Below are 25,796 nucleotides of genomic sequence, written 5' to 3' on the forward strand. Positions count from 1 at the left end.
GGGTTGGATTGGTGTCCAACTTCTTGGGGGCAGTCCAGGTATTGCACATGCCTGCAAGGCAGTGAACAGCCTGTGGGAGCGGGCTTGCCCGCGAATGGGCCGCCAAGCGGCCCCTGTTACTTGCGCCCCTTCACCGCCGCTGGCGCCTTGCCGGCTTTCATCTGCTGCAACAACGGCGTGCACTGGTTCGGCACATCGCCGCTGCTCGGCGCGATAAGCGCCAGCAAGCCCGCTGCTGGGCCGGCCACCACACCCAGCGCTACCATTCCCGCCCCCCGCAGCGCCAACGGCACCGCCTGCACCCCGGCACTCGGCTTGGCGAACGGGCCGCGAACGTACAGCGGCGAGCGCAGCGAGAACAGGCGCAGGCCCTTGGACTCGGGGTTGATCTTCAGGTCCAGTTGCTCACTGGTGAAGTTGGCGGTGCCGTTGATGTAGATGATCGCGTTCTCGGTATCGAAGACGAATAAACGCGTGGTCGCCAAGCCGTTCTTGACCCCGACATCGGCGGCGGCGCAATTGATCTTCACGTCCTCGTCACCGAACAACTTTCCGATCACGTAGTTACCCACGTTCAACCCGGCAATCTCCATCAGGCTACGGCTGATGGCGCCATCGTTGATCAGCAGGCGCAGGTCGCCGTTGGCGGTCCCGAGCAGCGCGGCCACGGAGTTGCCTCGACCACTGAGGTCGGCATCGCCGTTGAGTTCACCGAAACTGGTCTGCATGGGCGCGAACGTCGGGAACAGTTGCTTGAGCTTGAAGCCGCGTGCGGTCAACTGGGCGCGGCCCTCCATTGGCGTGGTGCGCCCATCCAGACGGATGTTGGCATCGAGGTTACCGCCCGCCACACCGAAGCGCAGCGGCTCCAGGCGCAGCAGGCCGTCGTCGAGGATCACATGCGCCGCCAGGTCGTTGAACGGCAGTTTCTCGCTATGCACGATGCGCTTGCCCGCGAAGCTGACGTCGGCGTCCATGGCACGCCAGCGCTCGGTGCGAAACGCTTCCACCGGCAGCACCTTGCCGCTCGGCTGCTTGCTGGCACCGCCGCGGGCTTTCTGCTCGCTGTTGGAGTCGGCACCGATCAACGGCGCGAGGTCCTTGAACAGCAGTTGGTTGGACACCAGGTTGCCCGACAACTTCGGCCGTGGCTGGCTGGCAACGAAAGCCAGGTCGCCGTGAATGTCGCTGTCACCGATCTTGCCGTTGAAACCTTCGTAGCGGAACTGCGCGCCGTCTGCGGCGTGCAGGTTGGCGGTCAGATGCCCGTCGGTGGCATACGCCGGGGTATCCGGCAGGGTGACGCCGGTCAGCGGGTAGAGGTTGCCCAGGCTGCTGCCGGAGAGTTTCAGGCGCAGATCCAGAGCACCAAGGTTGCGCGGGTCGGTCAGGGTGCCAGCCAACGCGACCTGGGTGTCGCCAATACGCGCATCGGCCTGCAAGGGGAACGGCTGGCGGGCGTCCTGCAAGGCCAGCAGCCCACCGATCTTGCCCGTGGCGGACACCGGCTGGTCCTTGTAACGCCCCTGGGCCTTGAGGCCGAAAGCATAGTCCTGAGCACCTGCGCTCTTCTCGGCGCGCGCCTTGCCGACGATGTCGCTGAACGGAATCGGCTTGCCGAGTGGATCGACCTGCACCTTCAAGCGGGTCTTGAGGGTTTGGTCGTCGAAACTGATGTTGCCTTGATCAAAGCCAATCGCACCGATATCCAGCACCCACTTGGAGGGCGGCTCATGCTCGTCCTTGGGCCCCAGGTCGAAGGTCCAGTTGGCGCGGCCATCGGCCAGGCGGGTGAGGCTGGCGGTGGGCTTGACCAGATCGATACGCGGGATGCTGATGCGCTGGACAATCAACGGCAACGGCGCCAGGCGAAACTCGACCCGCTGCAGGCTGACCATCTGCGGCGTCTTGAGCCAGTCAGGGTTGCCCAGCACCAGGTCTTCGGCGCTGAAGTGCGGCCAAGGCACGAAAGCCCGCCAGCCGCCCTCTTCAGGTTCGGTGCGCCAATGCACGGCCAAGTTGCCGTTGATCGCGAACGGCCGATGCAGGGCTGCGGAGACCTTTTCATTGAGCAGCGGCTTGACCCGGTTCCAATCGAATGTGGCGATCACCACGACCAGAATCGCCAGCAGCGTGGCGAGGGTGGCGAAACTCCAGACAAGGATTCTGGCGGGGCGCGTCATTGCGGGGTTCTCCTGACTGCGTGGCACGAGGCGGCGTAGCGGTGGCGCTTTGTATGTGGGACTGATGAAACACCGCTGGGTTTAATCCGCTGCACCATGATACCCAGGTTTTTCTGATGCCTTGCTCAGGTTTTGCCCGTCTCGACACCTCGATGTTACGCCCCGGCGCGCGTGAGGAATGCCTGCCGCGAGCGCCGGAACCCTTGATCCAGAGCCTCTGCGCTTAAGTATCAATGGCGTCGATTGTTACCATTATCCTGATGAACTTTTCTCTGGCGTTACTGGGCGTAGCATTGCCTTCGTACCCACTTTCCAGCCCTCCAGAGGAGCACCGAATCATGAAACGCCAACTGCTGCTAAGCCTGACCCTTTCCGTACTGGCTGCCAACGCCTTCGCGCTGCCTGCCGGCGACCAGCACCTGACCGCCGAGTCGCGCTCCAGCGCGGTGACCGTGGCCAAATCGCTCGACACCCTGGCCGAAGGTGGCGCAGAACGCCTGCAAGAACGCGCTGGTCGTCTGGCCGAAGGTGGCTCGGACCGCCTGATCGAACGTAACGACCGCGTTGCCGAGGGTGGCTCGGACCGCCTGATCGAACGCAACGACCGTGTTGTCGAAGGTGGCTCGGACCGTCTGATCGAACGTAACGACCGCGTTGCCGAAGGTGGCTCGGACCGCCTGATCGAACGTAACGACCGCGTTGCCGAAGGTGGCTCGGATCGCCTGATCGAACGTAACGACCGCGTTGCCGAAGGTGGCTCGGATCGCCTGATCGAACGTAACGACCGTGTTGCCGAAGGTGGCTCTGACCGCCTGATCGAATTCAGCCGTGTGAGCTGATCGCCATGGCCGAAAACAACAACTTACCCTGCTGTATCTGCTCCCCTCCAAGCCCGGTCCATTGACCGGGCTTCGTTTTTTTATCCAGAATGCCCAGCCGTACCCCCACAAGACCCTGCCCATGCTGCCGCGCGCCGAACAGAAGCTGCAAACCCGCCAGGCCCTGCTGGATGCCGCCTGCCTGCTGATGGAGAGCGGTCGTGGTTTCGGCAGTATCAGCCTGCGCGAAGTCGCCAAGGCAGCGGGTATCGTACCTACCGGCTTCTACCGCCATTTTCCCGATATGGATGCGCTGGGCCTGGCCTTGGTCGAAGAGATCGACGCCACCTTCCGCCAGACTATCCGCCTGGTGCGCCAGAACGAATTCGAACTGGGCGGTATCACCGACGCCTCGGTACGTATTTTTCTCGATGTGGTCGCCGCTCACCACGCGCAGTTTCTGTTCCTGGCGCGCGAGCAGTATGGTGGCTCACAAGCGGTCCGCCAGGCCATCGCCCGCCTGCGCCAGGCCATCAGTTCCGACCTGGCCACCGACCTTGCGCGCATGCCGCGCTGGCAGCACCTGGACGGCGCCGCGCTGGCAGTGATGGCCGACCTGGTGGTCAAGACCGTGTTCGCCACCCTGCCGGAACTGATCGACAGCCCCGAGCCGGGCAACCCTCAGGCCATCAGCGCCCAGGAAAAAATCACCCAGCAGTTGCGCTTTATCTTCGTCGGCGCGCGGCATTGGCAAGGGCTGGGTAACCCCAGCTGAGGCCGCTTCAAGCTTCAAGCTACGAGCGGCAAACAAGGCGCGCGCAGGCTTTTTCTTGCAGCTTGCAGCTTGCAACTCGCCGCTTGCTGCTACCATGGCGCCCTGCCCGACCGTCCACGAGCGCCAGCATGTCCGACCCCCGCCCCGCATTGACCCGCTTCCGCCAGCATTTCGCCGAACGCATCGTGCCGTTGTGGCAAGGTCCGGGCTGGAACGCCGACCTGGCGCTGCCCTATGAGGCGCTCGACGCCCAGCACCAGCCACTGCCCGTACAGCGCTACCGCGCCATGGCCTGCGCGCGCCAGCTCTACCTGTTCAGCAGCCGTATCGAGCAACCGGGCGCAGCCGAACGGGCTGGCGCGTTGTTCCGCTCGCTGCAACGCCACTTCCACGATGCAGAGCACGGCGGCTGGTTCTACAGCATCGACGCCGAAGGCAAGCCGCTGGACCGGCGCAAAGACCTGTACACCCACGCCTTCATCGTCTTCGCCTGCGCACATTACTGGGGCAAGGTGCGCGAAGGCTTGGTGGCGTCGGCGCTCGACGCCGCGCTGGAGATCGTCGCCGAGCAGTTCGCCCGGGACGATGGTCTGTACGAGGCAAGCCTTGGCGAGGACTGGTCGGACCTGGGCAGCGGCCCGTTGCAGAACCCGCAAATGCACCTGGCCGAAGCCTTCCTGCAGGTGCTGGCCGTGCGTGAGGACCACGCCACCCAGCAGGCCTTGCTGGACCTGTGCAACGCCTTGCAAACGCATTTCATAGAGCCGCAGCATGGGTTGATGCTGGAGAAGCCACGCGGAGCTGTGGATAACTGGTTCGAGCCCGGTCACCAGTTCGAGTGGTTCTATCTACTGGAGACTTCGCCGTTGCTGCGCGGCACGCCGTTGCATGCGTCCCTCGAACGTGCCTTCGGCTATGCCGAACGCTACGGCGTGAAGGATTCGGCCGTACTGGCGATGCTCGATGTGCACGGCAAGGTGCTCGACGCCACTCAGCGGATCTGGGCACAGGCTGAATACCTGCGCGCCCTGGCACTACGTCCAGACAGCGACGAGCAGCGGCAGGCGCAACTGCATGCCCTGCACGCAAGATTTCTGCACGACGCCGGCTGGTATGAATGTCGGGACGCTGCCGGCGCCGTCAGCCGGCATGACATGCCTTCGACGACCCCCTACCACCTGGCGACCTGCCTGGAAGGCCTGCAGCGCCTGCCCTGACAGCGTCCAGACGCTGACGCGCTCGTGGGCGACTGACATATCTAGTCGCCGCATGAGCGCGCAGGTCCGACGCCGCTGACACTCAGCCCTTGGCCGAACGATCGATCGAGAACCCGGCCCAGTCCTGGCTCACCGGCATCAGCTCAAGGTTGTTGATATTCACGTGGGCCGGCTGATTGAGCACCCAGAAGATGGTCTCGGCAATATCCTGCGGCTGGATTGGCTCGGCACCGGCGTAGGTGGCATCGTACTTGGCTTGGTCACCGCCGAAACGCACCAGCGAGAACTCGCTCTCGCACAGGCCCGGCTCGATGTTGGTGACTCGCACCCCGGTGCCGCGCAGGTCGCAACGCAGGCTCAGGGAGAACTGGCCGACGAAAGCCTTGGTGCCGCCGTAGACATTGCTGCCTGGGTACGGGTAGTTGCCCGCCACCGAGCCAACGTTGAGGATCGACGCACCGCGACCGTGAGCGATCAGGCGTGGCAGCAGCAGCCGGGTGGTGAACATCAAGCCTTTGATGTTGGTATCGACCATGGTCTCCCAATCGTCCAGGCTACAGTTTTGCGCAGCATCCACACCCAGCGCCAGGCCGGCGTTGTTGACCAAACCCTGAAGCTTGTCGAACGCCGGTGGCAGGCTGGCAATGGCCGCCTCCATGGCCTTGCGATCACGCACATCGACCACCAAGCCGTGCACTTCAGTCTTGGCCGACAGTTCGGCGCACAGAGCGTCCAGGCGCTCCTTGCGACGGCCGGTCAGAACCAGCTTCCAGCCGGCATCGGCAAAGCGACGGGCAGTGGCCTCGCCGAAACCGGAAGTGGCACCTGTGATGAATACGCTGGGCGTCATGCTTGTCTCTCCTCGCAGTGGATAATCGTCGGAAGGCCTCGCAGCATGCCCGTCGCGCGCGTTGACGACAACCGTTGCAGCGCTTGCTCAAAAAACGTACAGCATCGCCAAAGCCCCGTGACAGAGGGCTTGCATGAGGCTATGCGCACGTTATCCACAAGGCTTTCCCCACCGATTGGGGGCAACTCAGCAAAGCCGGTTTGCCCATTCGCGCCTGTGGAAATCTGCGGTGATGGCCCAACGCTTTCAAGCATGCCGCCTGCGGCAGTCTGTCCAAGGCTTTTGCACAGAGTTATCCACAGACTTTCTCACCTATGGAGAGACGCTTGCTTGTGCCGAAAAGTACAGTGAAATCCTGCACGAGGCACAGCTGCTCAAAAAACGACCAACCCCTTGAAAGCCTTGAAAAACAAGCCTTACAGAGAAGTGCCACCATGTTTTCCACAGCCGGTTCCACACAATCGGTGGAAAGCTTTGTACGTGTAGAAACAAGCGCTTGCGGCAGGATTGTGGAGTGCTTCGGGAAAGATATGCGACAAGTTGTCCACATGCTGTGCCTGATTCCCGTAGCACTGCGCAACAGCAAAATCCACCGCCCCCCTTGTAGGAGCGGCCTTGTGCCGCGAACACCGGCATAGCCGGTGCCATGCACCGCGCCGCCTGCTCCTGTAACGCATCGCGAAGCAGGCAAATCAGTGGATAGCGTTGGCTATGCGGGTGTTCGCGGCACAAGGCCGCTCCTTATAGCGCTGAACCGCGATGGGGGATTGTTCAGTGCCCGCCCAGATAGGCGTTACGCACCTCCTCGTTGACCAACAACTCCTGCCCGGTGCCGGTCATGCGAATCTGCCCGTTGACCATCACGTAGGCACGGTCCGATAACTTCAACGCGTGGTTGGCGTTCTGCTCGACCAGGAAAATGGTCATGCCGCTTTGCGCCAGCTCGCGCAAGGTGGCGAAGATCTGCTTGACCACGATCGGCGCCAGCCCCAGCGAGGGTTCATCGAGCAGCAGCAGCTTGGGCCGGCTCATCAACGCGCGGGCGATGGCAAGCATCTGCTGCTCGCCCCCGGACATGGTCATCGCTCGCTGGTTGCGCCGCTCCTTCAGACGCGGGAACAACGCGTACATGCGCTGCATGTCTTCGTCGGCATGCTGGTCGCCGATGGGGATGGTGCCCATCATCAGGTTTTCCTCGACGCTCATGTCAGGGAACACCCGGCGCCCTTCCGGCGACTGGGCGATGCCGTTGGAGGCGATGTAGTGCGACGACTTGCGAGTGATGTCGGTGCCACGGTAGACGATTTGCCCCGACGCCGCCCGAGGCTGGCCGAAGATCGACATCAGCAGCGTCGACTTGCCCGCGCCGTTGGCCCCGATCAGGCTGACCGTCTCGCCTTCGTTGATGTGCATCGAGACTTTCTTCAAGGCCTGGATCGGCCCGTAGAACACGTCCAGCTCCTTCAGTTCGAGAATGGGTGCACTCATACCAGTTCCTCTTCGTCGGCACCCAGGTAGGCGGCGATCACCGTGGGGTTGTTACGGATGTCCTGCGGCGCGCCTTCAGCGATCACGTTGCCGTGGTCAAGCACCACGATATGGTCGGAAATGCTCATGACCATGCCCATGTCGTGCTCGATCAACACTACGGTGATGTCGTGCTCGTCACGCAGCACCCGGATCATGCGGCTGAGGGCTTCGGTCTCCTGCGGGTTGAGGCCGGCAGCCGGCTCGTCCAGGCAGATGATCTTCGGCCGCGTGCACATGGCCCGGGCGATTTCCAGACGGCGTTGCTGGCCATACGACAGCTCGCCGGCCAGGCGGTTGGCGCAATCGACCAAGTCGACCACCTCCAGCCAGTAGAACGCATGGTCCAGCGCGTCGCTCTCGGCCTGGCGGTAGGCCTTGGTGTTGAGCACACCGGCCAACAGGTTGCGGTTGACCCACATGTGCTGGGCCACCAGCAGGTTTTCCACCACCGACATTTCCTTGAACAGGCGAATGTTCTGGAACGTGCGCGCCAGTCCTGCACGGTTGACCAGATGGGTGCCGCCGAACATCTTGTAGTAGAGGCGGTTGGCGAAACGTGCTGGCGAGACGAAGTCCGCCGGCTGGAAACGCTCGCCCAGCAACTGGATCACGTTGGTGGTAGCGCCGCGCACATTCAGCTCGATGCGTCCGCCGCTGGCCTTGTAGAACCCGGTGAGGCAATTGAACACGGTGGTCTTGCCGGCGCCGTTGGGGCCGATCAGGGCGAAGATCTGGTTACGCTTGACCTTCAAGCTCACGTCGCTGAGCGCCTTGATACCGCCGAACTGCATCATCAGGTTGTCGACTGACAGAATGATTTCATCGCTCATGGCGCCACTCCTTTACGCGGGACTACACCAGTACGGCTGATGCGAATCAGCCCCCGCGGTCGCCAGATCATCATCAACACCATCAACACGCCGAACAGCAGCACGCGGTATTCGGAGAAGCTGCGCAGCAGTTCCGGCGCCACGGTGAGCACGAAGGCCGCGATCACCACACCCACGGTCGACCCCATACCCCCCAGTACCACGATGGCCAGGATCAGCGCCGACTCGAAGAAGGTGAACGACGACGGGTTGACGAAGCCCTGATAGGTGGCGAAGAACACCCCGGCAAGGCCGGCGGTGGACGCGCCCAGGGTGAAGGCCGAGAGCTTGACCAGGACGTGGTTCAGGCCCATGGAACGGCAGGCGATTTCGTCCTCGCGCAGCGCCTCCCAGGCACGCCCTACCGGCATCCGGGTCAGTCGATGCTTGACGTACAGTACCGCCAGCACCACCAGGAACAGCACCGCGTAGATGAACACGAACTTGAGGTTGGCGTTGTATTCGAAGCCGAAGAACTCGTGGATCGGGACACCCCCATCCTTGGCTCGACGGCCGAACTCCAAGCCGAAGAAGGTCGGAGATGGTGCGGGCATGCCGTTGGGCCCGCCAGTGAACGACAGCCAGTTGTTCAACACCAGGCGGATGATCTCACCAAAGCCCAGGGTCACGATCGCCAGGTAGTCCCCGTGCATTCGCAACACCGGGAACCCCAGTATGCAGCCCGCCAGCGCCGCCGCGATGGCCGCCAACGGCAGCACGCTCCAGAAGCCCAGGCCCAGGTATTGGTAACCCAGCGCCAGGCCGTAGGCGCCAATGGCGTAGAACGCCACGTAGCCCAGGTCGAGCAACCCGGCCAGGCCCACCACGATGTTCAGGCCAAGGCCCAGCAGCACGTAGATCAGCCCGAGAATGACGACCGTCAGCAGGTACTTGTTGGCAAAGATGGGGAACACGATGGCGATCACGATCAACGCCGGAATGATGTAGCGCAGGCGGCTCTTGTAGTCCGGCGCCAGCACATGCACGCCGGAGCCGCCGCTGTCGAAACCTTGCTGGATGCGTTGGCCGCTGGCGGTTTGCAGGAACAGGCTGAGCGCAAAGCGCCCGACCATCACCGCACCGACCAGCCAGGCCACGCGCGACGGCTCGGCATTGAAGCTGTAGCCGTCGAGCACGACGCCCACGACCGGGCCGAACACGATGAGCGCCAGCAGACCGGCAACGACCGTTTCGATCAGGCTGCGCTTGAGGTCGAGACCCTTGGTTTGTGTAGCTTGGGCAGTATTGGCAACAGACATGTTCACACCTTAGCCACGAGCGGGCGGCCCAGCAGGCCTTGTGGACGGAAGATGAGGATGATCACCAGCAGCGAGAAGCTGAACACGTCCTTGTAGTCGGAGTTGATCAGCCCGGAGAACAGCGACTCGGAGATTCCCAGGATGATGCCGCCAAGCATCGCACCGGGTAGCGAGCCAATACCGCCCAGTACGGCGGCAGTGAACGCCTTGATGCCAATGATGAAGCCGGCATAGAAATCGAAGGTGCCGTAGTTCATGGTGATCAAAACGCCGGCCAGCGCGGCCATCACCGCACCGATGACGAATACGTAGGAGATCACTCGGTCAGTGTTGATACCCAGGATCGAGGCCATCTTGCGATCCTGCTGGGTCGCACGGCACATGCGGCCGAGCTTGGTGTACTTGATCACGTAGGTGAGCAGCCCCATGCCGACGAACGCGGCGACCAGGATGAAGATCTTGGTGTAGGTGAGCTGTACGAAGCCTGAGCCCACGTCGATGCGCATGGCGCCTTCGAGCAGGGTCGGCACGCCTTGCTGGCGAGCGCCTTGGCTGAGCTGGGCGTAGTTTTGCAGGATCAGCGAGATACCGATGGCGCTGATTAGCGGGGCAAGGCGGGTGGAGTTGCGTAGCGGCTTGTAGGCGATACGCTCGATGGTGAAGCCATAGACGCCGGTAACGACGACGGTGAACAACAGCGTGCCAAGCATCAGCAACGGGAAGGATTCGATGCCGAAGTAGGCCAGCAATGCCAGGCTGATCGCCGCGAGGTACGCGGAGATCATGTAAACCTCGCCGTGCGCGAAGTTGATCATGCCGATGATGCCATAGACCATTGTGTAGCCGATGGCGATCAGGCCATAGACCGACCCGAGGGTCAGGCCATTGACCAGTTGCTGCAGGAAAATACCATCCATAACGCAATCTCACCTGATTGAGATTGCACGAGCGCCGACCACGGGCAGACCACGCATGACGCGGCCCTCGCAGCGCAGAACTGTGCAGATCTACGGATAAAGACAGGTACCGCGGGGCCACGGCCCGGGCGCGCGAAGGCCCGGGCCGGTGGCCGTTGTTATTGTTGTTTTTCCAGCTGGTGGTACTTGCCTTGGGCATCCCACTGGTAGACCACGTAGTCCGAGACAGTCAGGTCACCCTTGCTGTCCCACTTCTTCTCGCCCATGACGGTCTTGACTGGGTTGGCCTTGAGCCACTTGGCCGCGTCTTCGCCCTTGTTCGACTTGGCGCCATTGAATGCGGCAGCCAGCGCCTGGAGCGAGGCGTAGGCGTACAGGGTATAGCCCTCAGGCTCGGTGCCAGCCTTGCGGAACTCCTCCACCACGGCCTTGCTGTCTGGCAGCAGGCGCGGGTCGGCGCCGAAGGTCATGTACACACCGTCGACGTACTGCGCACCGCCGGCAGTGGTGACCAGCTCGTCGGTGACGATGCCGTCGTCGGACATGAACTTGACGTCCTTCAGGCCCTGCTCGCGCAACTGACGGACCAGCGGGCCAGCCTCGGGGTGCAGACCGCCGAAGTAGACCACGTCGGCGCCGGCAGAGCGGATCTTGGTGACCACGGCGCTGAAGTCTTTCTCGCCACGGGTCAGGCCTTCGTACAGCACAGGCTTCACGCCGCGCTTCTCAAGCTGCGCCTTGGTGGCATCGGCCAGGCCTTGGCCGTAGGTGTCCTTATCGTGCAGCACGACGACCTTCTTGCCCTTAAGCACATCGACGATGTAGTTGCCGGCGACAATGCCCTGCTGGTCGTCGCGGCCGCACATGCGGAACATCGCGGACAAGCCGCGCTCAGTCACTTGTGGGTTGGTCGAACCGGGGGTAATGGCGATCACGCCAGCTTCGTCATACACCTCGGAAGCGGGGATGGTGTTGGAGGAGCAGAAGTGCCCTACCACGCCGATCACCTTGTCCTGATCGACCAGGCGGTTGGCCACGGCCACGGCCTGTTTGGGCTCACAGGCGTCGTCGCCCTTGACCAGGACGATCTTCTCGCCGTTAACGCCGCCAGCGGCGTTGATCTTGTCGGCCGCTGCCTGCGCACCTTTCATGTACTGCTCGCCAAACGCTGCGTTGGCTCCCGTCATGGGGCCCGCGACACCGATCTTGATGTCGGCCTGAACATACGAAGAAACACCCAGGGCGGTGGCAACAGCCAGTGCCAGGAAACCTTTCTTGTAAAACGTCTGCGACATGAGGTGGTGCTCCTAGAGTTTTTTTGGTTGGCACTACAACTTCTCAACCCTGTGCTCAGAGCAAGGGCCGTGCCATCGGTTTTGTCTTCTCGGAAAACGCAGGACCGCGGGCTGCACGAGGCGACCGACGGCCTTTTCTTTATGGAGCGTGCAACCGTCTGCAATGGGCAAGGCGCTACCAAACACATAGACAGGTCGCAACCCAGCCAGTGCCATCATTGCAACCCTCGCAAGTGTTAACGTGCAACCAACCTGTAACAGCAGACGTCACCGAAGTGCACACCACTGGTGCGCGACTGCTACAGGCGGCACCGTTTAAAGGCTAGCTGGTGCACGGAAATTTACCCGCCGCGCGTGTTTCGGCCTTGCGGATGGCCCGGTGAGAGCGCACTTGACCGTGAACAGGCCGGCGCAGACACAACAAGGCTGAAAAGGCTGGCACAATGTCCGCCATTCGCCGCTTCCGGAGCCTTATTGATGAGCGAGAGCGCATTCGCCGAGCGCATCGTGCACAACCTGCTCGACACCGATTTCTACAAACTGACGATGATGCAGGCTGTGCTGCACAACTACCCGGACGCCGACGTCGAATGGGAGTTTCGCTGCCGCAACGGCGAAGACCTACGCCCCTACCTCGCCGACATCCGCGCACAGCTCGAATTGCTCAGCGAACTCACCCTGGATGATGGCCAGTTGGCGTTCCTGGAGCGCATCAGTTTCCTCAAACCGGATTTCCTGCGCTTTCTGCGCCTGTTCCGCTTCAACCTACGCTATGTGCACTTGGGGATAGAGCACGATCAACTGTGCCTGCGCCTGCGCGGCCCTTGGCTGCATGTGATCCTGTTCGAAGTGCCGCTGCTGGCCATCATCAGCGAGGTGCGCAACCGCCACCTGCATCCGCGCCTGCGCCTGAGCGAGGCCCGCGACCAGTTGCAACGCAAATTCGACTGGCTGCGCGCGCATGCCAGCGATGACGAGCTGGCCGAGTTGCAGGTCGCTGACTTCGGCACTCGCCGGCGTTTTTCCAGCCGCGTTCAGCAGGAGGTCGTGCACGTTCTGCGCGACGACTTCCCAGGCCGCTTCGTCGGCACCAGCAATGTCGACCTGGCCTGGAAACTGGATATCAAGCCACTGGGCACCATGGCCCACGAATGGATCATGGCCCATCAACAACTGGGGCCACGGCTGATCGACAGCCAGATTGCCGCACTGGACTGCTGGGTGCGCGAGTACCGTGGGCTGTTGGGCATCGCCCTGACCGACTGCATCACCATGGATGCCTTCGTGAAGGATTTCGACCTGTACTTCGCCAAGCTGTTCGACGGCCTGCGCCACGACTCCGGCGAGCCGGTGGCCTGGGCTGAAAAGGCCATCGCGCATTACCAGAAACTGGGCATCGACCCGATGACCAAGACCTTGGTGTTTTCCGATGGCCTGAACCTGACCCGCTCGCTGGAAATCTTCCGTGCCCTGCGCGGCCGGATCAACGTCAGTTTCGGCATTGGCACCAATCTGACCTGCGATATACCCGGTGTGGCGCCGATGAACATCGTGCTTAAAATGACCGACTGCAACGGCGCGCCAGTAGCGAAGATCTCTGACGAAGCCGCCAAGACCCAGTGCCGCGACGAAAACTTTGTCGCCTACCTGCGCCACGTATTCAAAGTCCCCAGCAAGGAGTAACCCATGCAAGCCGTTCAGCAAGAAATTGCCCAGGCGCTGAAGGTGCAGCCGCCGTTCGCCGATGCCGCCGCCCTGGAGGCCGAAGTCGCCCGGCGCGTGGCGTTCATCAAGGAATGCCTGGCCAATGCCCGGCTCAAGACCCTGGTGCTGGGCATCAGCGGCGGCGTCGACTCGCTGACTGCCGCCCTGCTCGCCCAGCGCGCCATCAACGAGCTGCGCGCCGAGACCGGCGACAAGGCCTACACCTTCATCGCCGTGCGCCTGCCGTACCACGTGCAGCAGGACGAGCACGACGCCCAGGCGTGCCTCGACGTGATCAAAGCCGATGAAGTGCATACCGTGGACATCGCCCCGGCGGTCAAGGGCCTGTCCGGCCAGGTACAGGCGCTCAAGGACGGCTCGCCGACCCTGGTGGACTTCGTGGTGGGTAACGTCAAGGCGCGTACGCGCATGGTCGCCCAGTACGCCATCGCCGGCGCCCGTGCGGGCCTGGTGATCGGCACCGACCACGCCGCCGAGGCGGTAATGGGCTTCTTCACCAAGTTCGGTGATGGCGCCTGCGACCTGGCGCCGCTGAGCGGCCTGGTGAAGAACCAGGTACGGGCGATCGCACGCAGCTTCGGCGCGCCGGAATCGCTGGTGGAAAAAGTGCCGACCGCAGACCTTGAAGACCTAGAACCGGGCAAGCCGGACGAAGCTTCCCACGGCGTGACCTACCAGCAGATCGACGCCTTCCTGCATGGCCTGCCGGTGGATCAGGCGGCATTCGACATCATCGTCGCCACCTACCGCAAGACCCAGCACAAGCGCGAGTTGCCATTCGCGCCGTAAAAAGCATCGCGGGCAAGCCCGATCCCACAGGTCCTGTGCAGACCCTGTGGGCGGGCTTGCCCGCGAATAGGCCCGAAAGGCCTACACAGCTGTCTTTACTTCACGACAACCTTGCCCTTCATCATCGAGATATGACCTGGGAAGGTGCAGAAGAAGCTGTAGTCGCCACCGGCTTCGAGCTTGGAGGTGTCGAAAGTCACCTCGGTTTCTTTCTCGGGTGCGCCGATCATTTTGGTGTGCGCGATGATCGCGGCGTTGTCAGCCTTCAGGTAATCCTTATCCAGACCTTGCGACATGCCTTCGGTGGCGATGGCCTGCATGTCGGCGGTCTTGCTGATCACCAGGTTGTGGCCCATCACGTTCTTCGGCAGGTTGCCGGAGTGGGTCAGCTTGACGGTGAACGCCTTGCAGCTCTTGTCGACGGTGAATTCCTTGCTGGTGTACGACATCTGGTCGGTGGAATCGACAGTCACGGAGCACTCGGCGGCAAACACGGAGGCACTGGCGAGGGTCAGCAGGGATACCGCTACGGCTTTCGCAAACATCATGAATCTCCTTGGCAGGGTTTTATCAATTGCGAGACTGCCTGAAACCACCCTACCCCTCCCTGATGTGGGTCAAGGGCTGTCAAGTGGCCAGTCAGTTGAATTGTTCAATGGATTGTATACAACCAATCAAAGAGCACATCATGCCCTCTTGATAGACGATGGGACAACCTTTGATTTAGGAGTTATCCCCATGTCCTTCTCAAGTTTCATGAACAGCCTACTCGCCGCCTACGCCCAGGGCGCCACTGGCGCGGCATGCGAATTTTCCCGCCCCGAGTGACAACAGCCTTGGAACCTTGGGCCTTGCGCCTTACCCTGTCAGCCCTGTGAAGGGAGACAAGCAATGCCTGTACGTTCCGTTTGTGTGTTCTGTGGCGCCAGCAGCGGCGCCAACCCCGCCTACCGCGAAGCGGCCATCGCCCTCGGCCAGACTATCGCCCGACGCGGCCTGACGCTGGTCTACGGTGGCGGCGCGGTCGGCCTGATGGGCATCGTCGCCGATGCCGCCATGGCGGCCGGTGGCGAGGTGGTCGGCATCATTCCACAAAGTCTGCTGGACGCCGAAGTTGGCCATAAGGGCCTGACCCGCCTGGAAGTGGTGGACGGCATGCACGCGCGTAAAGCACGCATGGCCGAACTCAGCGATGCCTTCATCGCCCTGCCGGGTGGCCTGGGTACGCTGGAGGAGCTGTTCGAGGTGTGGACCTGGGGCCAACTGGGCTATCACGCCAAGCCGCTGGGGCTGCTGGATGTGAACGGTTTCTATGAAAAGCTTGGCGGATTCCTCGATCACGTGGTCGAGGAAGGCTTCGTGCGCCCGCAGCACCGGGCGATGCTGCAACTGGCGCAACAGCCGGATGCGTTGCTGGACGGGATGGACCGCTTCATTGCGCCAGTGGCGCCGAAGTGGGTGGACAAAGCCCCAGATTGAGCCGGATAGACGACCTGAACACCTAACCTGTGGGAGCGGGCAAGCCCGCCCCCACAAGGCACTACGCAGCCTTCCGAATCAGCGCGGGATCACCGGCTGACGCGGCTTCTTGCCCTTGCCGCCGCCCTTGGCCGCCTCTTTACGTTCCTTGGCCGCCTGCTGGTTGCGGGCGAACGCTTCGGCCTTGGCCTTCTCGCGCTTGTCCCACGGCTTGCTGCCGTCGCTGGCGCGCGGTGGCAGTCCGGTGTGCTGGGTGAGGATCTTCTGATCCTTGCCCACCTTATGGCTGCCGGCCGGGGTGGAGTTCTTGCGCCGCGCGCTCTGGTAGCTGTCGGTCTGCGGCTGGTGCAACGGGATCAGTTGGTGCTTGCCCGGGCCGATCAAGTCGGCCCGGCCCATGCGCTGCAGCGCTTCACGCAGCATCGGCCAGCCTTTCGGATCGTGGTAGCGCAGAAATGCCTTGTGCAGGCGGCGCTGCTCCTCGCTCTTGACGATCTCCACCCCTTCGCTCTTGTAGGTGACCTTGCGCAGCGGGTTCTTGCCCGAGTGGTACATGGCCGTGGCCGAGGCCATTGGCGAAGGGTAGAACGCCTGCACCTGGTCGGCGCGGAAACCGTTGCCCTTGAGCCACAACGCGAGGTTCATCATATCCTCGTCGGTGGTGCCCGGATGCGCGGCGATGAAGTACGGAATCAGGTACTGCTCCTTGCCCGCTTCTTTCGAGAACTTCTCGAACATGCGCTTGAAGCGGTCGTAGGTGCCGATACCCGGCTTCATCATCTTGTCCAGCGGACCGCGCTCGGTGTGCTCCGGGGCGATCTTCAGGTAGCCACCGACGTGGTGGGTAACCAGCTCGCGCACGTACTCCGGCGATTCAACCGCCAGGTCGTAGCGCAGCCCCGAGGCGATCAGGATCTTCTTCACTCCAGGCAGGGCACGGGCCTTGCGGTACAGCTCGATCAGCGAGCTGTGGTCGGTGTTGAGGTTCTCGCAAATACCTGGGAACACGCACGACGGCTTGCGGCAGTGCTTCTCGATATCGTGGCTCTTGCACGCGATGCGGTACATGTTGGCGGTCGGGCCGCCCAGGTCGGAGACAACGCCGGTGAAACCCGGCACCTTGTCACGCATCTCTTCGATTTCGTGCAGGATCGACTCGTGGGAGCGGTTCTGGATGATCCGACCTTCGTGCTCGGTGATCGAGCAGAAGGTGCAACCACCAAAGCAGCCACGCATGATGTTCACCGAGAAGCGAATCATCTCGTAGGCCGGGATGCGCTCCTTGCCATACGCAGGGTGCGGAACACGCGCGTACGGCATGCCGAACACGTAGTCCATTTCCTCGGTGGTCATGGGGATGGGCGGCGGGTTGAACCACACGTCCACCTCACCGTGCTTCTGCACCAGCGCGCGGGCGTTGCCGGGGTTTGTCTCCAGGTGCAGCACGCGGTTGGCGTGCGCGTAGAGCACCGGGTCGTTGCGCACTTTCTCGAACGACGGCAGGCGAATCACCGATTTTTCGCGGGTGACGCTCGGGCTGTCGAGAATTTGCACGACCTTGGCTTCGTTCGGGTCTTCCTGCTCGCCCTTGGCCTGCTCGATGGCGCAGGCCTGGGTGTCCTGAGTGTTGACGTACGGGTTGATGATCTTGTCGACCCGGCCCGGACGGTCGATACGCGTGGAGTCGATCTCGAACCAGCCCTGCGGCGTGTCGCGGCGGATGAACGCGGTGCCGCGCACGTCGGTGATCTGCTCGATAGGCTCGCCCTGGGACAGGCGCTGGGCGACCTCGACAATGGCGCGCTCGGCGTTGCCGTACAGCAGGATGTCGGCGCTGGCATCCACCAGGATCGAGTGGCGGACCTTGTCCTGCCAGTAGTCGTAGTGGGCGATGCGGCGCAGCGAAGCCTCGATGCCGCCGAGCACGATCGGCACGTGCTTGTAGGCTTCCTTGCAGCGCTGGCTGTACACCAGGCTGGCGCGGTCCGGGCGCTTGCCGGCCAGCCCGCCTGGGGTGTAGGCATCATCGGAGCGAATTTTCTTGTCCGCGGTGTAGCGGTTGATCATCGAGTCCATGTTGCCCGCAGCCACACCGAAGAACAGGTTCGGCTCACCGAGCTTCATGAAGTCGTCTTTGGACTGCCAGTTCGGCTGCGCGATGATCCCCACGCGAAAACCCTGGGCTTCGAGCAGGCGGCCGATGATCGCCATGCCGAACGAGGCATGGTCAACGTAGGCGTCGCCGGTCACGATGATGATGTCGCAGGAATCCCAGCCGAGCTGATCCATCTCCTCCCTGCTCATCGGCAGGAAAGGCGCTGGCCCGAAGCATTCGGCCCAGTACTTGGGATAGTCGTAGAGTGGTTTGGCTGCTTGCATGTCAGTGACCGGTTCTGGTGTGCAGGGAAATCGCGGGCGCGGAGAATAGCACAAATTTTGACCAAATCCGACTACAGCGGTCGGTTGATCTGCTCCTCAAGGGCCTTTCTTTTTTACCGGCGCTCTCAAAACCCAGTGGGTCTACGCAATAGACCCGGGCTTATTCATCGTCATCGAAGTTATACATCCCCGGCGCCAGGTTCTCGAACCGGGTGTATTTGCCGATGAACGCCAGGCGGATGAAGCCGATGGGGCCGTTACGCTGTTTACCGATGATGATTTCAGCAACGCCCTTGTGCTCGGTTTCAGGGTGATACACCTCGTCGCGGTAGACGAACATGATCACGTCGGCGTCCTGCTCGATTGCACCGGATTCACGCAAGTCGGAGTTGACCGGGCGCTTGTTCGGGCGTTGCTCCAGGGAGCGGTTGAGCTGGGACAGGGCGATCACTGGGCAGTTGAATTCCTTGGCCAGGGCTTTCAACGAGCGGGAGATCTCGGAAATTTCGTTAGTACGGTTGTCGCCCGCCGAACCCGGGATCTGCATCAGCTGCAAGTAATCGACCATGATCAAGGCGATCTCGCCATGTTCACGGGCCAGGCGACGGGTGCGTGCGCGCATCTCCGACGGACTGATGCCTGCGGTATCGTCGATGAACAACTTGCGGTCGTTGAGCAGGTTCACCGCCGAGGTCAGGCGCGGCCAGTCATCGTCGTCCAGCTGGCCGGAACGCACTTTGGTCTGGTCGATGCGGCCGAGGGACGAAAGCATACGCATGACCAGCGATTCGCCGGGCATCTCGAGGGAGAACACCAGCACCACCTTGTCGCTGCGCAAGACGGCGTTCTCGACCAGGTTCATGGCGAAGGTGGTTTTACCCATCGACGGACGACCAGCAACGATGACCAGGTCGGCCGGTTGCAGGCCGCTGGTCTTCTCGTCCAGATCGGTGAAGCCGGTGGACACGCCGGTGATGTCACTGTCGGAGTTGAACAGCGTATCGATTCGGTCGATGGCCATGGTCAACAGTTCGTTCACGCCCACTGGACCACCGGTCTTCGGACGCGCCTCGGCGATCTGGAAGATCTGCCGCTCGGCATCGTCGAGGATCTCTTCGGCGTTGCGCCCTTGCGGGTTGAAGGCGTTATCGGCGATGTCGGTACTGATGCTGATCAATTGGCGCAGCGTGGCCCGCTCGCGGATGATCGCGGCGTAGGCCTTGATGTTGGCCACCGACGGGGTGTTCTTGGCCAACTCAGCCAGGTACGCCAGGCCGCCGACCTGCGTCGAGAGACCTTCTTTTTCCAGTTGCTCGTGCAGCGTGACCACGTCGAACGGCTGGTTCTGGTCAGCCAGCTTATGGATGGCGCGGAAGATCAAGCGGTGGTCATGGCGGTAGAAGTCACCGTCCGACACTTGGTCGAGCACTCGCTCCCAGGCACTGTTTTCCAGCAGCAGGCCACCGAGTACGGCCTGTTCGGCCTCGATGGAATGCGGCGGCACCTTCAAGGCTGCGGTTTGCAGGTCGAGCTGGTCGGGGGAAGTGATCTCGTTCATGGCCACACAAGAATTCGGGTAGATGAAAAAGACAAAGGGCACGGCCTGTAAAAAACAGGACCGTGCCCGATGTTAACCGCCTGACCCACGAGGGGCCAGCCGATTACAGCCGCTTAGGCAGCTACGACGACCACGCGTACGGTGGCTTCAACGTCGCTGTGCAGGTGCACGGCTACGTCGTATTCGCCAACCTGACGGATGGTGCCGTTCGGCAGACGAACTTCAGCCTTGGCCACTTCAACGCCGGAGGCGGTCAGGGCGTCAGCGATGTCGTGGGTGCCGATCGAACCGAACAGCTTGCCTTCGTCGCCAGCGGTGGCAGTGATGGTCACTTCCAGCTCGGCCAGTTGGGCAGCGCGGCTTTCAGCCGAAGCTTTCTTGTCTGCTGCGGCTTTTTCCAGCTCTGCGCGGCGCTCTTCGAACGCGGCCAGGTTGGCGGCGTTGGCAACGGTGGCCTTGCCGAATGGCAGCAGGTAGTTACGGCCGTAACCAGCCTTAACGTTTACTTTGTCGCCCAGGTTGCCCAGGTTGGCGACTTTTTCCAGCAGGATCAGTTCCATTTGGTAAAACCTCTTAACTTTTAACCTTCACCGTTCGCGGAGTCGTCACCCTGCGAAGGGGACGTGCGACCGCGAAAATCAATCAGGCTGTCGACAATGGCCAGAACCACGAGCAACGGATAGATCAACTGCATCAGCAGCAGCAACGTCACGTACAGCCCCACCAGCCAGAAACCAGCCAGTCGCCGTTGTGCCACCAGCCCATGAACCAGGGCGATGGCTGCCAGCAGCAGTACCAGGCTGGACGCCGATGACAGCACGATGAACTGCGGCCCGAGAATCGGCCCGAGTACCATCAGCGCCACCAGTACCAGCATTGGCACCGGCGGTAGCCTCAGTTCGCGAAACTCGCGACCGAAACCACCGGGGTTGTACAACGCCGCTTGCCAATAGCGCGCCAGCATCAAAGCCACCACGCTTAACAACTGCAGCATTACTGCACTGGTAGCGACCAGCAACGGGCCGATCAACTCGCCAGGCAGTACCGGCTTGCCTTCGAACTGCGGCAGGGCTTTTTCAAGCGCCGTGGCCAGCACCGCGAAGGTATCGCGCAATACCACGTCCAGTATCAGGCTGAACACCAGGCCCAACACGATGCTGGACAACAGCACCCGGTTCCAGGAATGCCCGGCACGCAACACAGCGGCCAGCCCCAGCGTGCCCAGCAGCACCAGCAAGGTGCTCGGTTCGCCGAAGAACCACATGGCCAGCGCCGGCAAAAGGCCCCAGGCGATGACCGATGAAGCGTCCTTGAAACCACGCCGCAGGAACACCAGGCTCCCGGCGGCGGCACTCAACCAGAACAGCAGCGGCAGTACCGCACTGATGACCACCACGAGGGTGGCCTGCACACGACCGCGCATGATGAAACTTGCTAACGCTCGCATGCCTATCCCTTGCTACTTATGTCGACGACCCGGTCTCAGCGGCCGTGGCTGTCGGTGTAGGGCAGCAGGGCCAGGAAGCGGGCGCGCTTGATAGCGGTAGCCAGCTGACGCTGATAACGAGCTTTGGTACCGGTGATGCGGCTTGGAACGATCTTGCCGGTTTCGGATACGTAAGCTTTCAGGGTGTTGAGATCTTTGAAGTCGATCTCTTTCACGTCTTCAGCAGTGAAGCGGCAGAATTTACGACGACGGAAGAAACGTGCCATGTGATTGGCTCCTCAAAAAGTCCGTGGATTACTCGTCAGCGTTGTCGCTGTTGTCGCTGTCATTGCTGTCGTCGCCTTCGGCGCCATCAGCATTGTCAGGACGTTCACGACGCTCACGGCGCTCGCTGCGGTTCTCTTCGGCCTTGAGCATCTCGGACGGGCCAGTGACGGCTTCGTCGCGACGGATGACCAGGTTACGGATCACGGCATCGTTGTAGCGGAAGTTGTCTTCCAGCTCGGCCAGGGCCTTGCCGGTGCACTCAACGTTCAGCATCACGTAGTGAGCCTTGTGAACATTGTTGATTGCGTAGGCCAGTTGACGACGGCCCCAGTCTTCCAGGCGGTGGATCTTGCCACCATCTTCTTCGATCAGCTTGGTGTAACGCTCAACCATGCCGCCGACTTGCTCGCTCTGGTCCGGGTGAACCAGGAAGATGATTTCGTAATGACGCATGAATGCTCCTTACGGGTTAGTAGTCTGCCAGCTACCTGGTCAGACAAGGAGTGAATGACACTTGTATGTCTTGCCCTGAGGGGAGACGCATGCGCGCCTGCCAGCTCGGCAAGGGGCGCAATTGTAGAGAAGGCCGGGGGGACAAGCAAGGAGGCTGAAGCTTCAAGTTACAAGCGGCAAGCTGCAAGTTGAATGCAGTTGCCGCTCGGTTCTACCTTTTGCCACTCAAGACCGAACGCCGCGCTGCCTCACAGCTTCGAACAAGCACACCCCGGTGGCCACCGAGACGTTCAGGCTGCTGACGCTGCCCGCCATCGGCAGTTTCACCAGGAAGTCGCAGTGCTCACGGGTCAGGCGACGCATGCCCTTGCCTTCGGCCCCCATGATCATCACCAACGGCCCCGTCAGGTCCTGCTGGTAGATTTCCTGCTCGGCCTCGCCGGCAGTGCCGACCACCCACAACCCGCGCTGCTGGAGCTTTTCCAGGGTCCGCGAAAGGTTGGTGACGGCCACCAGCGGGATCACCTCGGCAGCGCCGCACGCCACCTTGCGCACCACGCCGGTGAGCGTGGCCGACTTGTCCTTCGGAATCACCACAGCCGTGGCGCCAGCCGCATCGGCGGTGCGCAGGCACGCGCCGAGGTTGTGCGGGTCGGTGACACCGTCCAGCACCAGGATCAGCGGCGGCGTCTCGGTGCGTTCGAGCAGTTCGTCGAGCATCGCCTCGCCCCACACCTGGCTCGGGCTTACCTCGGCGACCACGCCTTGGTGCACGCCCTCGACCCAGGCATCGAGTTCACGACGCTCGGCTTGACCGACCTGCACGCGATTCTGCGCAGCCAGTTCGAGCAACGCCTGGATGCGCGGTTCACTGCGCCCTTCCGACAACCAGATCTGCTTGACCCGTTTGGGGTGGTGCTGCAGCAGTGCCTGTACCGCGTGCACGCCGTAGATCTTTTCCAGCTGACTCATGACTTGTTCTTGCCTTTACGTGGCGCGCCGGACTTCGACGGCCCCTTGCGGTGCTTGGTTGGTTTACCAGACGGCTTGCCACCTTTCTCCGACTTGCTGCCGGCGTGACCGCCGCTGCGCGCCTCGGTCATCAGCGCCTTCTTCATTTCACGGCTCTTGCGCACCTCGGCATTGCGCTGCACGGCATCCTTGGGGAAGTACGCGTCGGCGGTTTCACCCTTGCGGCTACGCGGCTTGGGCGAAATTTTCGCTTCTGTGGCAGGCGCCTGGGCAGCGGCGCCCGCAGGTGCAGGCTCACCAGCAGCGGCACGCGGCTTACGGCCCACAGGCGCATTGACGGTGGCTTCGGACATTTCGAAATCGATCTTGCGCTGTTCGAGATCAACGCGCATGACCTTGACCTCCACCGTGTCGCCCAGGCGGAAGCTGCGCCCGCTGCGCTCGCCGGACAGGCGGTGGTGCACCGGATCGAAGTGGTAGTAGTCGCCCGGCAAGGCACTGACGTGGACCAGGCCTTCGACATAGATGTCGGTCAGCTCGATGAACAGGCCAAAGCCGGTCACCGCAGTGATCACCCCAGGGAAGGTTTCGCCCACGCGATCACGCATGTACTCGCACTTGAGCCAGTTGACCACGTCGCGGGTGGCCTCGTCGGCACGCCTTTCGGTCATCGAGCACTGCTCGCCCATTTGCTCCAGGGCGTTCTCGTCGTACGGGTAGATGCGCGCCTTGGGAATGCTCATGGCGCCGGCACGTTTGACGTGCGTGGTGTCGACCTTCGAGCGGATCACGCTGCGAATGGCACGGTGCACCAGCAGGTCCGGGTAGCGGCGGATCGGCGAGGTGAAATGGGTGTAAGCCTCGTAGTTCAGGCCGAAGTGGCCGTTGTTCTCGACGCTGTACACCGCCTGGCTCAGCGAGCGCAGCATGACGGTCTGGATCAGGTGGAAGTCCGGGCGCCCGGCGATGCTCGCCAGCAGCGCCTGGTAATCTTTCGGCGACGGGTCTTTGCCCTTGTGCAGGGTCAGCCCCAATTCGCCGAGGAAGGCACGCAGTTTTTCCAGACGTTCCGGCGGCGGGCCATCGTGCACGCGGTACAGCGACGGTACATTGTGCTTTTGCAGGAACTCGGCGGTGGCGACGTTGGCCGCGAGCATGCACTCTTCGATCAGCTTGTGGGCGTCGTTGCGTACAGTCGGGCGAATTTCGTCGATCTTGCGGTCTTCACCGAAGATAATCCGGGTTTCCTGGGTTTCGAAATCGATCGCGCCACGGGTATGACGGGCCGCCACCAGCGCCTTATACAGCGCGTAGAGGTGCTTGAGATCCGGCAGTACCTCGCTGTACTCCTCGCGCAGGGCCTTGCCCTCGCGGGTGCGGGCGTGTTCGAGCATGCTGCTGACTTTGTTGTAGGTCAGGCGCGCATGGGAGTGGATGACCCCTTCATAGAACTGGTAGTCGACCATCTGGCCAGCCTTGTTGATGGTCATTTCGCAGACCATGGCCAGGCGATCGACGTGCGGGTTCAGCGAGCACAGTCCGTTGGACAGCTCCTCCGGGAGCATCGGCACGACGCGCTCGGGGAAGTACACGGAGTTGCCGCGCTGCTGCGCCTCGACATCCAGTGCCGAGCCCAGGCGAACATAGCTGGACACGTCGGCGATGGCGACGTACAGGCGCCAGCCACCGGAGAACAGGCGCAGCTTGCCCAGCGGCTCGCAATAGACGGCGTCGTCGAAGTCGCGGGCGTCCTCGCCGTCGATGGTGACGAACGGCAGGTGGCGCAGGTCGATGCGCTTCTCCTTGTCCTTCTCCTCGACTTCCGAGCGGAACTTGCGCGCCTCCTTGATCACGTCCTTGGGCCAGACGTGCGGGATGTCGTAGCTGCGCAGGGCGATATCGATTTCCATGCCTGGCGCCATGTAGTTGCCGATCACCTCGACCACGTCACCTTGCGGCTGGAAGCGCGGGGTGGGCCAGTGGGTGATCTTGATCGAGACGAACTGGCCGATCTTGGCACCGCCGTTGCGCCCGGCCGTCACCAGCACTTCTTGCTGGATCTTCGGGTTGTCCGGGGTCACGTAGCCGATGCCGCCCTCTTCGAAGTAGCGGCCGACCACGCTTTCGTGAGCACGGGAGATGATCTCGACCAGCACGCCTTCGCGCCGGCCTCGACGATCGACGCCGGACACCCGGGCCAGGCCGCGATCGCCGTCGAACACCAGGCGCATCTGCGCAGGGCTGAGGAACAGGTCTTCACTGCCATCGTCAGGAATCAGGAAGCCGAAACCGTCACGGTGGCCGGAGACGCGGCCGCAGATCAGGTCGAGCTTGTCTACCGGGGCATAGGTGCCGCGCCGGGTATAGATAAGCTGGCCATCACGCTCCATCGCGCGCAAGCGGCGGCGCAGGGCTTCGATCTGGTCTTCTTCGTGAAGACCGAATTCGGCAGCCAGCTCTTCACGGGCAGCCGGTTCGCCACGGTCGGCGAGGCGCTGCAGGATCAGCTCACGGCTGGGGATAGGATTTTCGTATTTTTCCGCTTCGCGAGCGGCCTCGGGATCGAGGGATTGCCAATCGGCCATCAGAAGGGGTTCACCTTGGGGTATATAGATAGGAATTCTGGCATAGGCGTATTGAAACCGGAAATGTCAGCCTTGGACAGCCCCGTAAAGGACTCCTGTGATACGCAACAGGCCAGCGGAATCAACAAGTTGAATTTTTTGAAATTTTTTTCGTCCGGGGGCTTTACAGCCTCCAGGGGCGTCCGTATAGTGCGCACCACAACGACGGACAGCTCCGAAGTTGTAGTAGAGATGAACGGCGCTGTAAAGCCTCTTGTAGTCTCGAATGTGTGCCCAGGTGGCGGAATTGGTAGACGCGCTGGTTTCAGGTATCAGTGACTTAACGGTCGTGGAAGTTCGAGTCTTCTCCTGGGCACCAAGATTTTACAAGTAATAGATGACCAAGGATCTGTTACTACTGTGTGAAAGATGACCATGTCGCTTTCAGCA

Annotated in this window: 22 protein-coding genes and 1 tRNA gene; 7 read left to right on the forward strand and 16 right to left on the reverse strand. The window is 62.0% G+C overall.

Annotated elements, in window-relative coordinates; all coding sequences use genetic code 11:
• Positions 1-116: 116 nt before the first annotated feature.
• Positions 117-2,183 (reverse strand): AsmA family protein, encoded by a 2,067-nt coding sequence (locus tag FEM01_RS09150; RefSeq protein ID WP_138219122.1) that lies wholly within the window; start codon positions 2,181-2,183, stop codon positions 117-119.
• 338 nt (positions 2,184-2,521) lie between these two features.
• Here FEM01_RS09150 and FEM01_RS09155 point away from each other — a divergent pair, with 338 nt between their 5' ends.
• The 3 genes from FEM01_RS09155 to FEM01_RS09165 all read left to right on the forward strand — a co-directional run bounded on the left by FEM01_RS09155 (position 2,522) and on the right by FEM01_RS09165 (position 4,993).
• Positions 2,522-3,022, forward strand: a complete 501-nt coding sequence (locus FEM01_RS09155) for a phage infection protein (RefSeq protein ID WP_138219123.1) — start codon at positions 2,522-2,524, stop codon at positions 3,020-3,022.
• Between the two features lie 121 nt (positions 3,023-3,143).
• The gene (locus FEM01_RS09160) at positions 3,144-3,776 is read left to right on the forward strand and encodes a TetR family transcriptional regulator (protein ID WP_138219124.1); all 633 of its coding nucleotides are present in this window, start codon (positions 3,144-3,146) and stop codon (positions 3,774-3,776) included.
• A 128-nt stretch (positions 3,777-3,904) separates the two neighbouring features.
• The gene (locus tag FEM01_RS09165; protein ID WP_138219125.1) at positions 3,905-4,993 is read left to right on the forward strand and encodes an AGE family epimerase/isomerase; all 1,089 of its coding nucleotides are present in this window, start codon (positions 3,905-3,907) and stop codon (positions 4,991-4,993) included.
• Positions 4,994-5,075: 82 nt separating this feature from the next.
• On the opposite strand, the gene FEM01_RS09170 is transcribed toward FEM01_RS09165, so the two are convergent.
• The 6 genes from FEM01_RS09170 to FEM01_RS09195 form a co-directional block, all read right to left on the reverse strand.
• The gene (locus FEM01_RS09170) at positions 5,076-5,843 is read right to left on the reverse strand and encodes an SDR family oxidoreductase (RefSeq protein WP_138219126.1); all 768 of its coding nucleotides are present in this window, start codon (positions 5,841-5,843) and stop codon (positions 5,076-5,078) included.
• A 771-nt stretch (positions 5,844-6,614) separates the two neighbouring features.
• A complete protein-coding gene (locus tag FEM01_RS09175; RefSeq protein WP_138219127.1) occupies positions 6,615-7,331 on the reverse strand; it encodes an ABC transporter ATP-binding protein in 717 nt (238 codons plus the stop codon).
• Entirely contained in the window at positions 7,328-8,203 is an 876-nt protein-coding gene (locus tag FEM01_RS09180; RefSeq protein WP_138219128.1) for an ABC transporter ATP-binding protein, read from the reverse strand. The genes FEM01_RS09175 and FEM01_RS09180 overlap by 4 nt, the downstream gene beginning before the upstream one ends.
• On the reverse strand, positions 8,200-9,501 hold the full coding sequence (gene livM / locus FEM01_RS09185) for a high-affinity branched-chain amino acid ABC transporter permease LivM (protein ID WP_138219129.1): 1,302 nt from the start codon (positions 9,499-9,501) through the stop codon (positions 8,200-8,202). The genes FEM01_RS09180 and livM overlap by 4 nt, the downstream gene beginning before the upstream one ends.
• Before the next feature lie 2 nt (positions 9,502-9,503).
• Entirely contained in the window at positions 9,504-10,418 is a 915-nt protein-coding gene (locus FEM01_RS09190) for an ABC transporter permease subunit (protein WP_138219130.1), read from the reverse strand.
• 158 nt (positions 10,419-10,576) lie between these two features.
• A complete protein-coding gene (locus FEM01_RS09195) occupies positions 10,577-11,713 on the reverse strand; it encodes a branched-chain amino acid ABC transporter substrate-binding protein (RefSeq protein ID WP_138219131.1) in 1,137 nt (378 codons plus the stop codon).
• A 477-nt stretch (positions 11,714-12,190) separates the two neighbouring features.
• On the opposite strand from FEM01_RS09195, the gene pncB reads away from it, so the two are divergent.
• Both pncB and nadE read left to right on the forward strand, forming a co-directional pair.
• Positions 12,191-13,396 carry a nicotinate phosphoribosyltransferase gene (gene pncB, locus FEM01_RS09205; RefSeq protein ID WP_138219133.1) on the forward strand — a complete coding sequence of 402 codons (1,206 nt, stop codon included), beginning with the start codon at positions 12,191-12,193 and terminating at the stop codon, positions 13,394-13,396.
• A 3-nt stretch (positions 13,397-13,399) separates the two neighbouring features.
• Positions 13,400-14,227, forward strand: coding sequence for an ammonia-dependent NAD(+) synthetase (gene nadE / locus FEM01_RS09210; RefSeq protein ID WP_138219134.1), 828 nt, complete (start codon positions 13,400-13,402; stop codon positions 14,225-14,227).
• A 95-nt stretch (positions 14,228-14,322) separates the two neighbouring features.
• Here nadE and azu read toward each other — a convergent pair whose 3' ends face one another.
• Complete coding sequence (gene azu, locus FEM01_RS09215; RefSeq protein ID WP_138219411.1) at positions 14,323-14,772, reverse strand: azurin; 450 nt, start codon at positions 14,770-14,772, stop codon at positions 14,323-14,325.
• A gap of 346 nt (positions 14,773-15,118) precedes the next feature.
• Here azu and FEM01_RS09220 point away from each other — a divergent pair, with 346 nt between their 5' ends.
• The gene (locus FEM01_RS09220; protein WP_138219135.1) at positions 15,119-15,706 is read left to right on the forward strand and encodes a TIGR00730 family Rossman fold protein; all 588 of its coding nucleotides are present in this window, start codon (positions 15,119-15,121) and stop codon (positions 15,704-15,706) included.
• Positions 15,707-15,784: 78 nt separating this feature from the next.
• Here FEM01_RS09220 and FEM01_RS09225 read toward each other — a convergent pair whose 3' ends face one another.
• The 8 genes from FEM01_RS09225 to rnr all read right to left on the reverse strand — a co-directional run bounded on the left by FEM01_RS09225 (position 15,785) and on the right by rnr (position 25,367).
• A complete protein-coding gene (locus FEM01_RS09225; protein WP_138219136.1) occupies positions 15,785-18,085 on the reverse strand; it encodes a YgiQ family radical SAM protein in 2,301 nt (766 codons plus the stop codon).
• A gap of 160 nt (positions 18,086-18,245) precedes the next feature.
• On the reverse strand, positions 18,246-19,643 hold the full coding sequence (dnaB, locus tag FEM01_RS09230) for a replicative DNA helicase (protein ID WP_138219137.1): 1,398 nt from the start codon (positions 19,641-19,643) through the stop codon (positions 18,246-18,248).
• A gap of 113 nt (positions 19,644-19,756) precedes the next feature.
• Positions 19,757-20,203, reverse strand: coding sequence for a 50S ribosomal protein L9 (rplI, locus tag FEM01_RS09235; protein ID WP_134690280.1), 447 nt, complete (start codon positions 20,201-20,203; stop codon positions 19,757-19,759).
• Between the two features lie 20 nt (positions 20,204-20,223).
• Entirely contained in the window at positions 20,224-21,090 is an 867-nt protein-coding gene (locus FEM01_RS09240; protein WP_138219138.1) for a hypothetical protein, read from the reverse strand.
• Between the two features lie 35 nt (positions 21,091-21,125).
• Positions 21,126-21,356: a 30S ribosomal protein S18 gene (rpsR, locus tag FEM01_RS09245; RefSeq protein WP_003249563.1), complete on the reverse strand. Its 231-nt coding sequence runs from the start codon at positions 21,354-21,356 to the stop codon at positions 21,126-21,128.
• 28 nt (positions 21,357-21,384) lie between these two features.
• A complete protein-coding gene (gene rpsF / locus FEM01_RS09250; RefSeq protein WP_138219139.1) occupies positions 21,385-21,810 on the reverse strand; it encodes a 30S ribosomal protein S6 in 426 nt (141 codons plus the stop codon).
• Positions 21,811-22,035: 225 nt separating this feature from the next.
• Positions 22,036-22,782, reverse strand: coding sequence for a 23S rRNA (guanosine(2251)-2'-O)-methyltransferase RlmB (rlmB, locus tag FEM01_RS09255; protein WP_138219140.1), 747 nt, complete (start codon positions 22,780-22,782; stop codon positions 22,036-22,038).
• On the reverse strand, positions 22,779-25,367 hold the full coding sequence (gene rnr, locus FEM01_RS09260; protein ID WP_138219141.1) for a ribonuclease R: 2,589 nt from the start codon (positions 25,365-25,367) through the stop codon (positions 22,779-22,781). Before rnr ends, rlmB begins: the two co-directional genes overlap by 4 nt.
• Positions 25,368-25,638: 271 nt before the next feature.
• Here rnr and FEM01_RS09265 point away from each other — a divergent pair.
• Positions 25,639-25,725 (forward strand) — tRNA-Leu (locus tag FEM01_RS09265).
• Positions 25,726-25,796: the final 71 nt, after the last annotated feature.

It is taken from the genome of Pseudomonas mosselii, from assembly GCF_005796105.1.
Classification (GTDB): domain Bacteria; phylum Pseudomonadota; class Gammaproteobacteria; order Pseudomonadales; family Pseudomonadaceae; genus Aquipseudomonas; species Aquipseudomonas mosselii_C.

What these genes read in the sequence shown, in the direction of transcription:
- FEM01_RS09165 (WP_138219125.1), top strand. Translation starts at nt 3,905, where the DNA reads ATGTCCGACCCCCGCCCCGCATTGACCCGCTTCCGCCAGCATTTCGCC.
- livM (WP_138219129.1), bottom strand. Translation starts at nt 9,501, where the DNA reads ATGTCTGTTGCCAATACTGCCCAAGCTACACAAACCAAGGGTCTCGAC.
- rnr (WP_138219141.1), bottom strand. Translation starts at nt 25,367, where the DNA reads ATGGCCGATTGGCAATCCCTCGATCCCGAGGCCGCTCGCGAAGCGGAA.
- FEM01_RS09220 (WP_138219135.1), top strand. Translation starts at nt 15,119, where the DNA reads ATGCCTGTACGTTCCGTTTGTGTGTTCTGTGGCGCCAGCAGCGGCGCC.
- rpsF (WP_138219139.1), bottom strand. Translation starts at nt 21,810, where the DNA reads ATGCGTCATTACGAAATCATCTTCCTGGTTCACCCGGACCAGAGCGAG.
- FEM01_RS09150 (WP_138219122.1), bottom strand. Translation starts at nt 2,183, where the DNA reads ATGACGCGCCCCGCCAGAATCCTTGTCTGGAGTTTCGCCACCCTCGCC.
- FEM01_RS09240 (WP_138219138.1), bottom strand. Translation starts at nt 21,090, where the DNA reads ATGCGAGCGTTAGCAAGTTTCATCATGCGCGGTCGTGTGCAGGCCACC.
- pncB (WP_138219133.1), top strand. Translation starts at nt 12,191, where the DNA reads ATGAGCGAGAGCGCATTCGCCGAGCGCATCGTGCACAACCTGCTCGAC.
- azu (WP_138219411.1), bottom strand. Translation starts at nt 14,772, where the DNA reads ATGTTTGCGAAAGCCGTAGCGGTATCCCTGCTGACCCTCGCCAGTGCC.
- FEM01_RS09155 (WP_138219123.1), top strand. Translation starts at nt 2,522, where the DNA reads ATGAAACGCCAACTGCTGCTAAGCCTGACCCTTTCCGTACTGGCTGCC.
- FEM01_RS09170 (WP_138219126.1), bottom strand. Translation starts at nt 5,843, where the DNA reads ATGACGCCCAGCGTATTCATCACAGGTGCCACTTCCGGTTTCGGCGAG.
- nadE (WP_138219134.1), top strand. Translation starts at nt 13,400, where the DNA reads ATGCAAGCCGTTCAGCAAGAAATTGCCCAGGCGCTGAAGGTGCAGCCG.
- rplI (WP_134690280.1), bottom strand. Translation starts at nt 20,203, where the DNA reads ATGGAACTGATCCTGCTGGAAAAAGTCGCCAACCTGGGCAACCTGGGC.
- FEM01_RS09180 (WP_138219128.1), bottom strand. Translation starts at nt 8,203, where the DNA reads ATGAGCGATGAAATCATTCTGTCAGTCGACAACCTGATGATGCAGTTC.
- dnaB (WP_138219137.1), bottom strand. Translation starts at nt 19,643, where the DNA reads ATGAACGAGATCACTTCCCCCGACCAGCTCGACCTGCAAACCGCAGCC.
- rlmB (WP_138219140.1), bottom strand. Translation starts at nt 22,782, where the DNA reads ATGAGTCAGCTGGAAAAGATCTACGGCGTGCACGCGGTACAGGCACTG.
- FEM01_RS09195 (WP_138219131.1), bottom strand. Translation starts at nt 11,713, where the DNA reads ATGTCGCAGACGTTTTACAAGAAAGGTTTCCTGGCACTGGCTGTTGCC.
- FEM01_RS09190 (WP_138219130.1), bottom strand. Translation starts at nt 10,418, where the DNA reads ATGGATGGTATTTTCCTGCAGCAACTGGTCAATGGCCTGACCCTCGGG.
- FEM01_RS09160 (WP_138219124.1), top strand. Translation starts at nt 3,144, where the DNA reads ATGCTGCCGCGCGCCGAACAGAAGCTGCAAACCCGCCAGGCCCTGCTG.
- FEM01_RS09175 (WP_138219127.1), bottom strand. Translation starts at nt 7,331, where the DNA reads ATGAGTGCACCCATTCTCGAACTGAAGGAGCTGGACGTGTTCTACGGG.
- rpsR (WP_003249563.1), bottom strand. Translation starts at nt 21,356, where the DNA reads ATGGCACGTTTCTTCCGTCGTCGTAAATTCTGCCGCTTCACTGCTGAA.
- FEM01_RS09225 (WP_138219136.1), bottom strand. Translation starts at nt 18,085, where the DNA reads ATGCAAGCAGCCAAACCACTCTACGACTATCCCAAGTACTGGGCCGAA.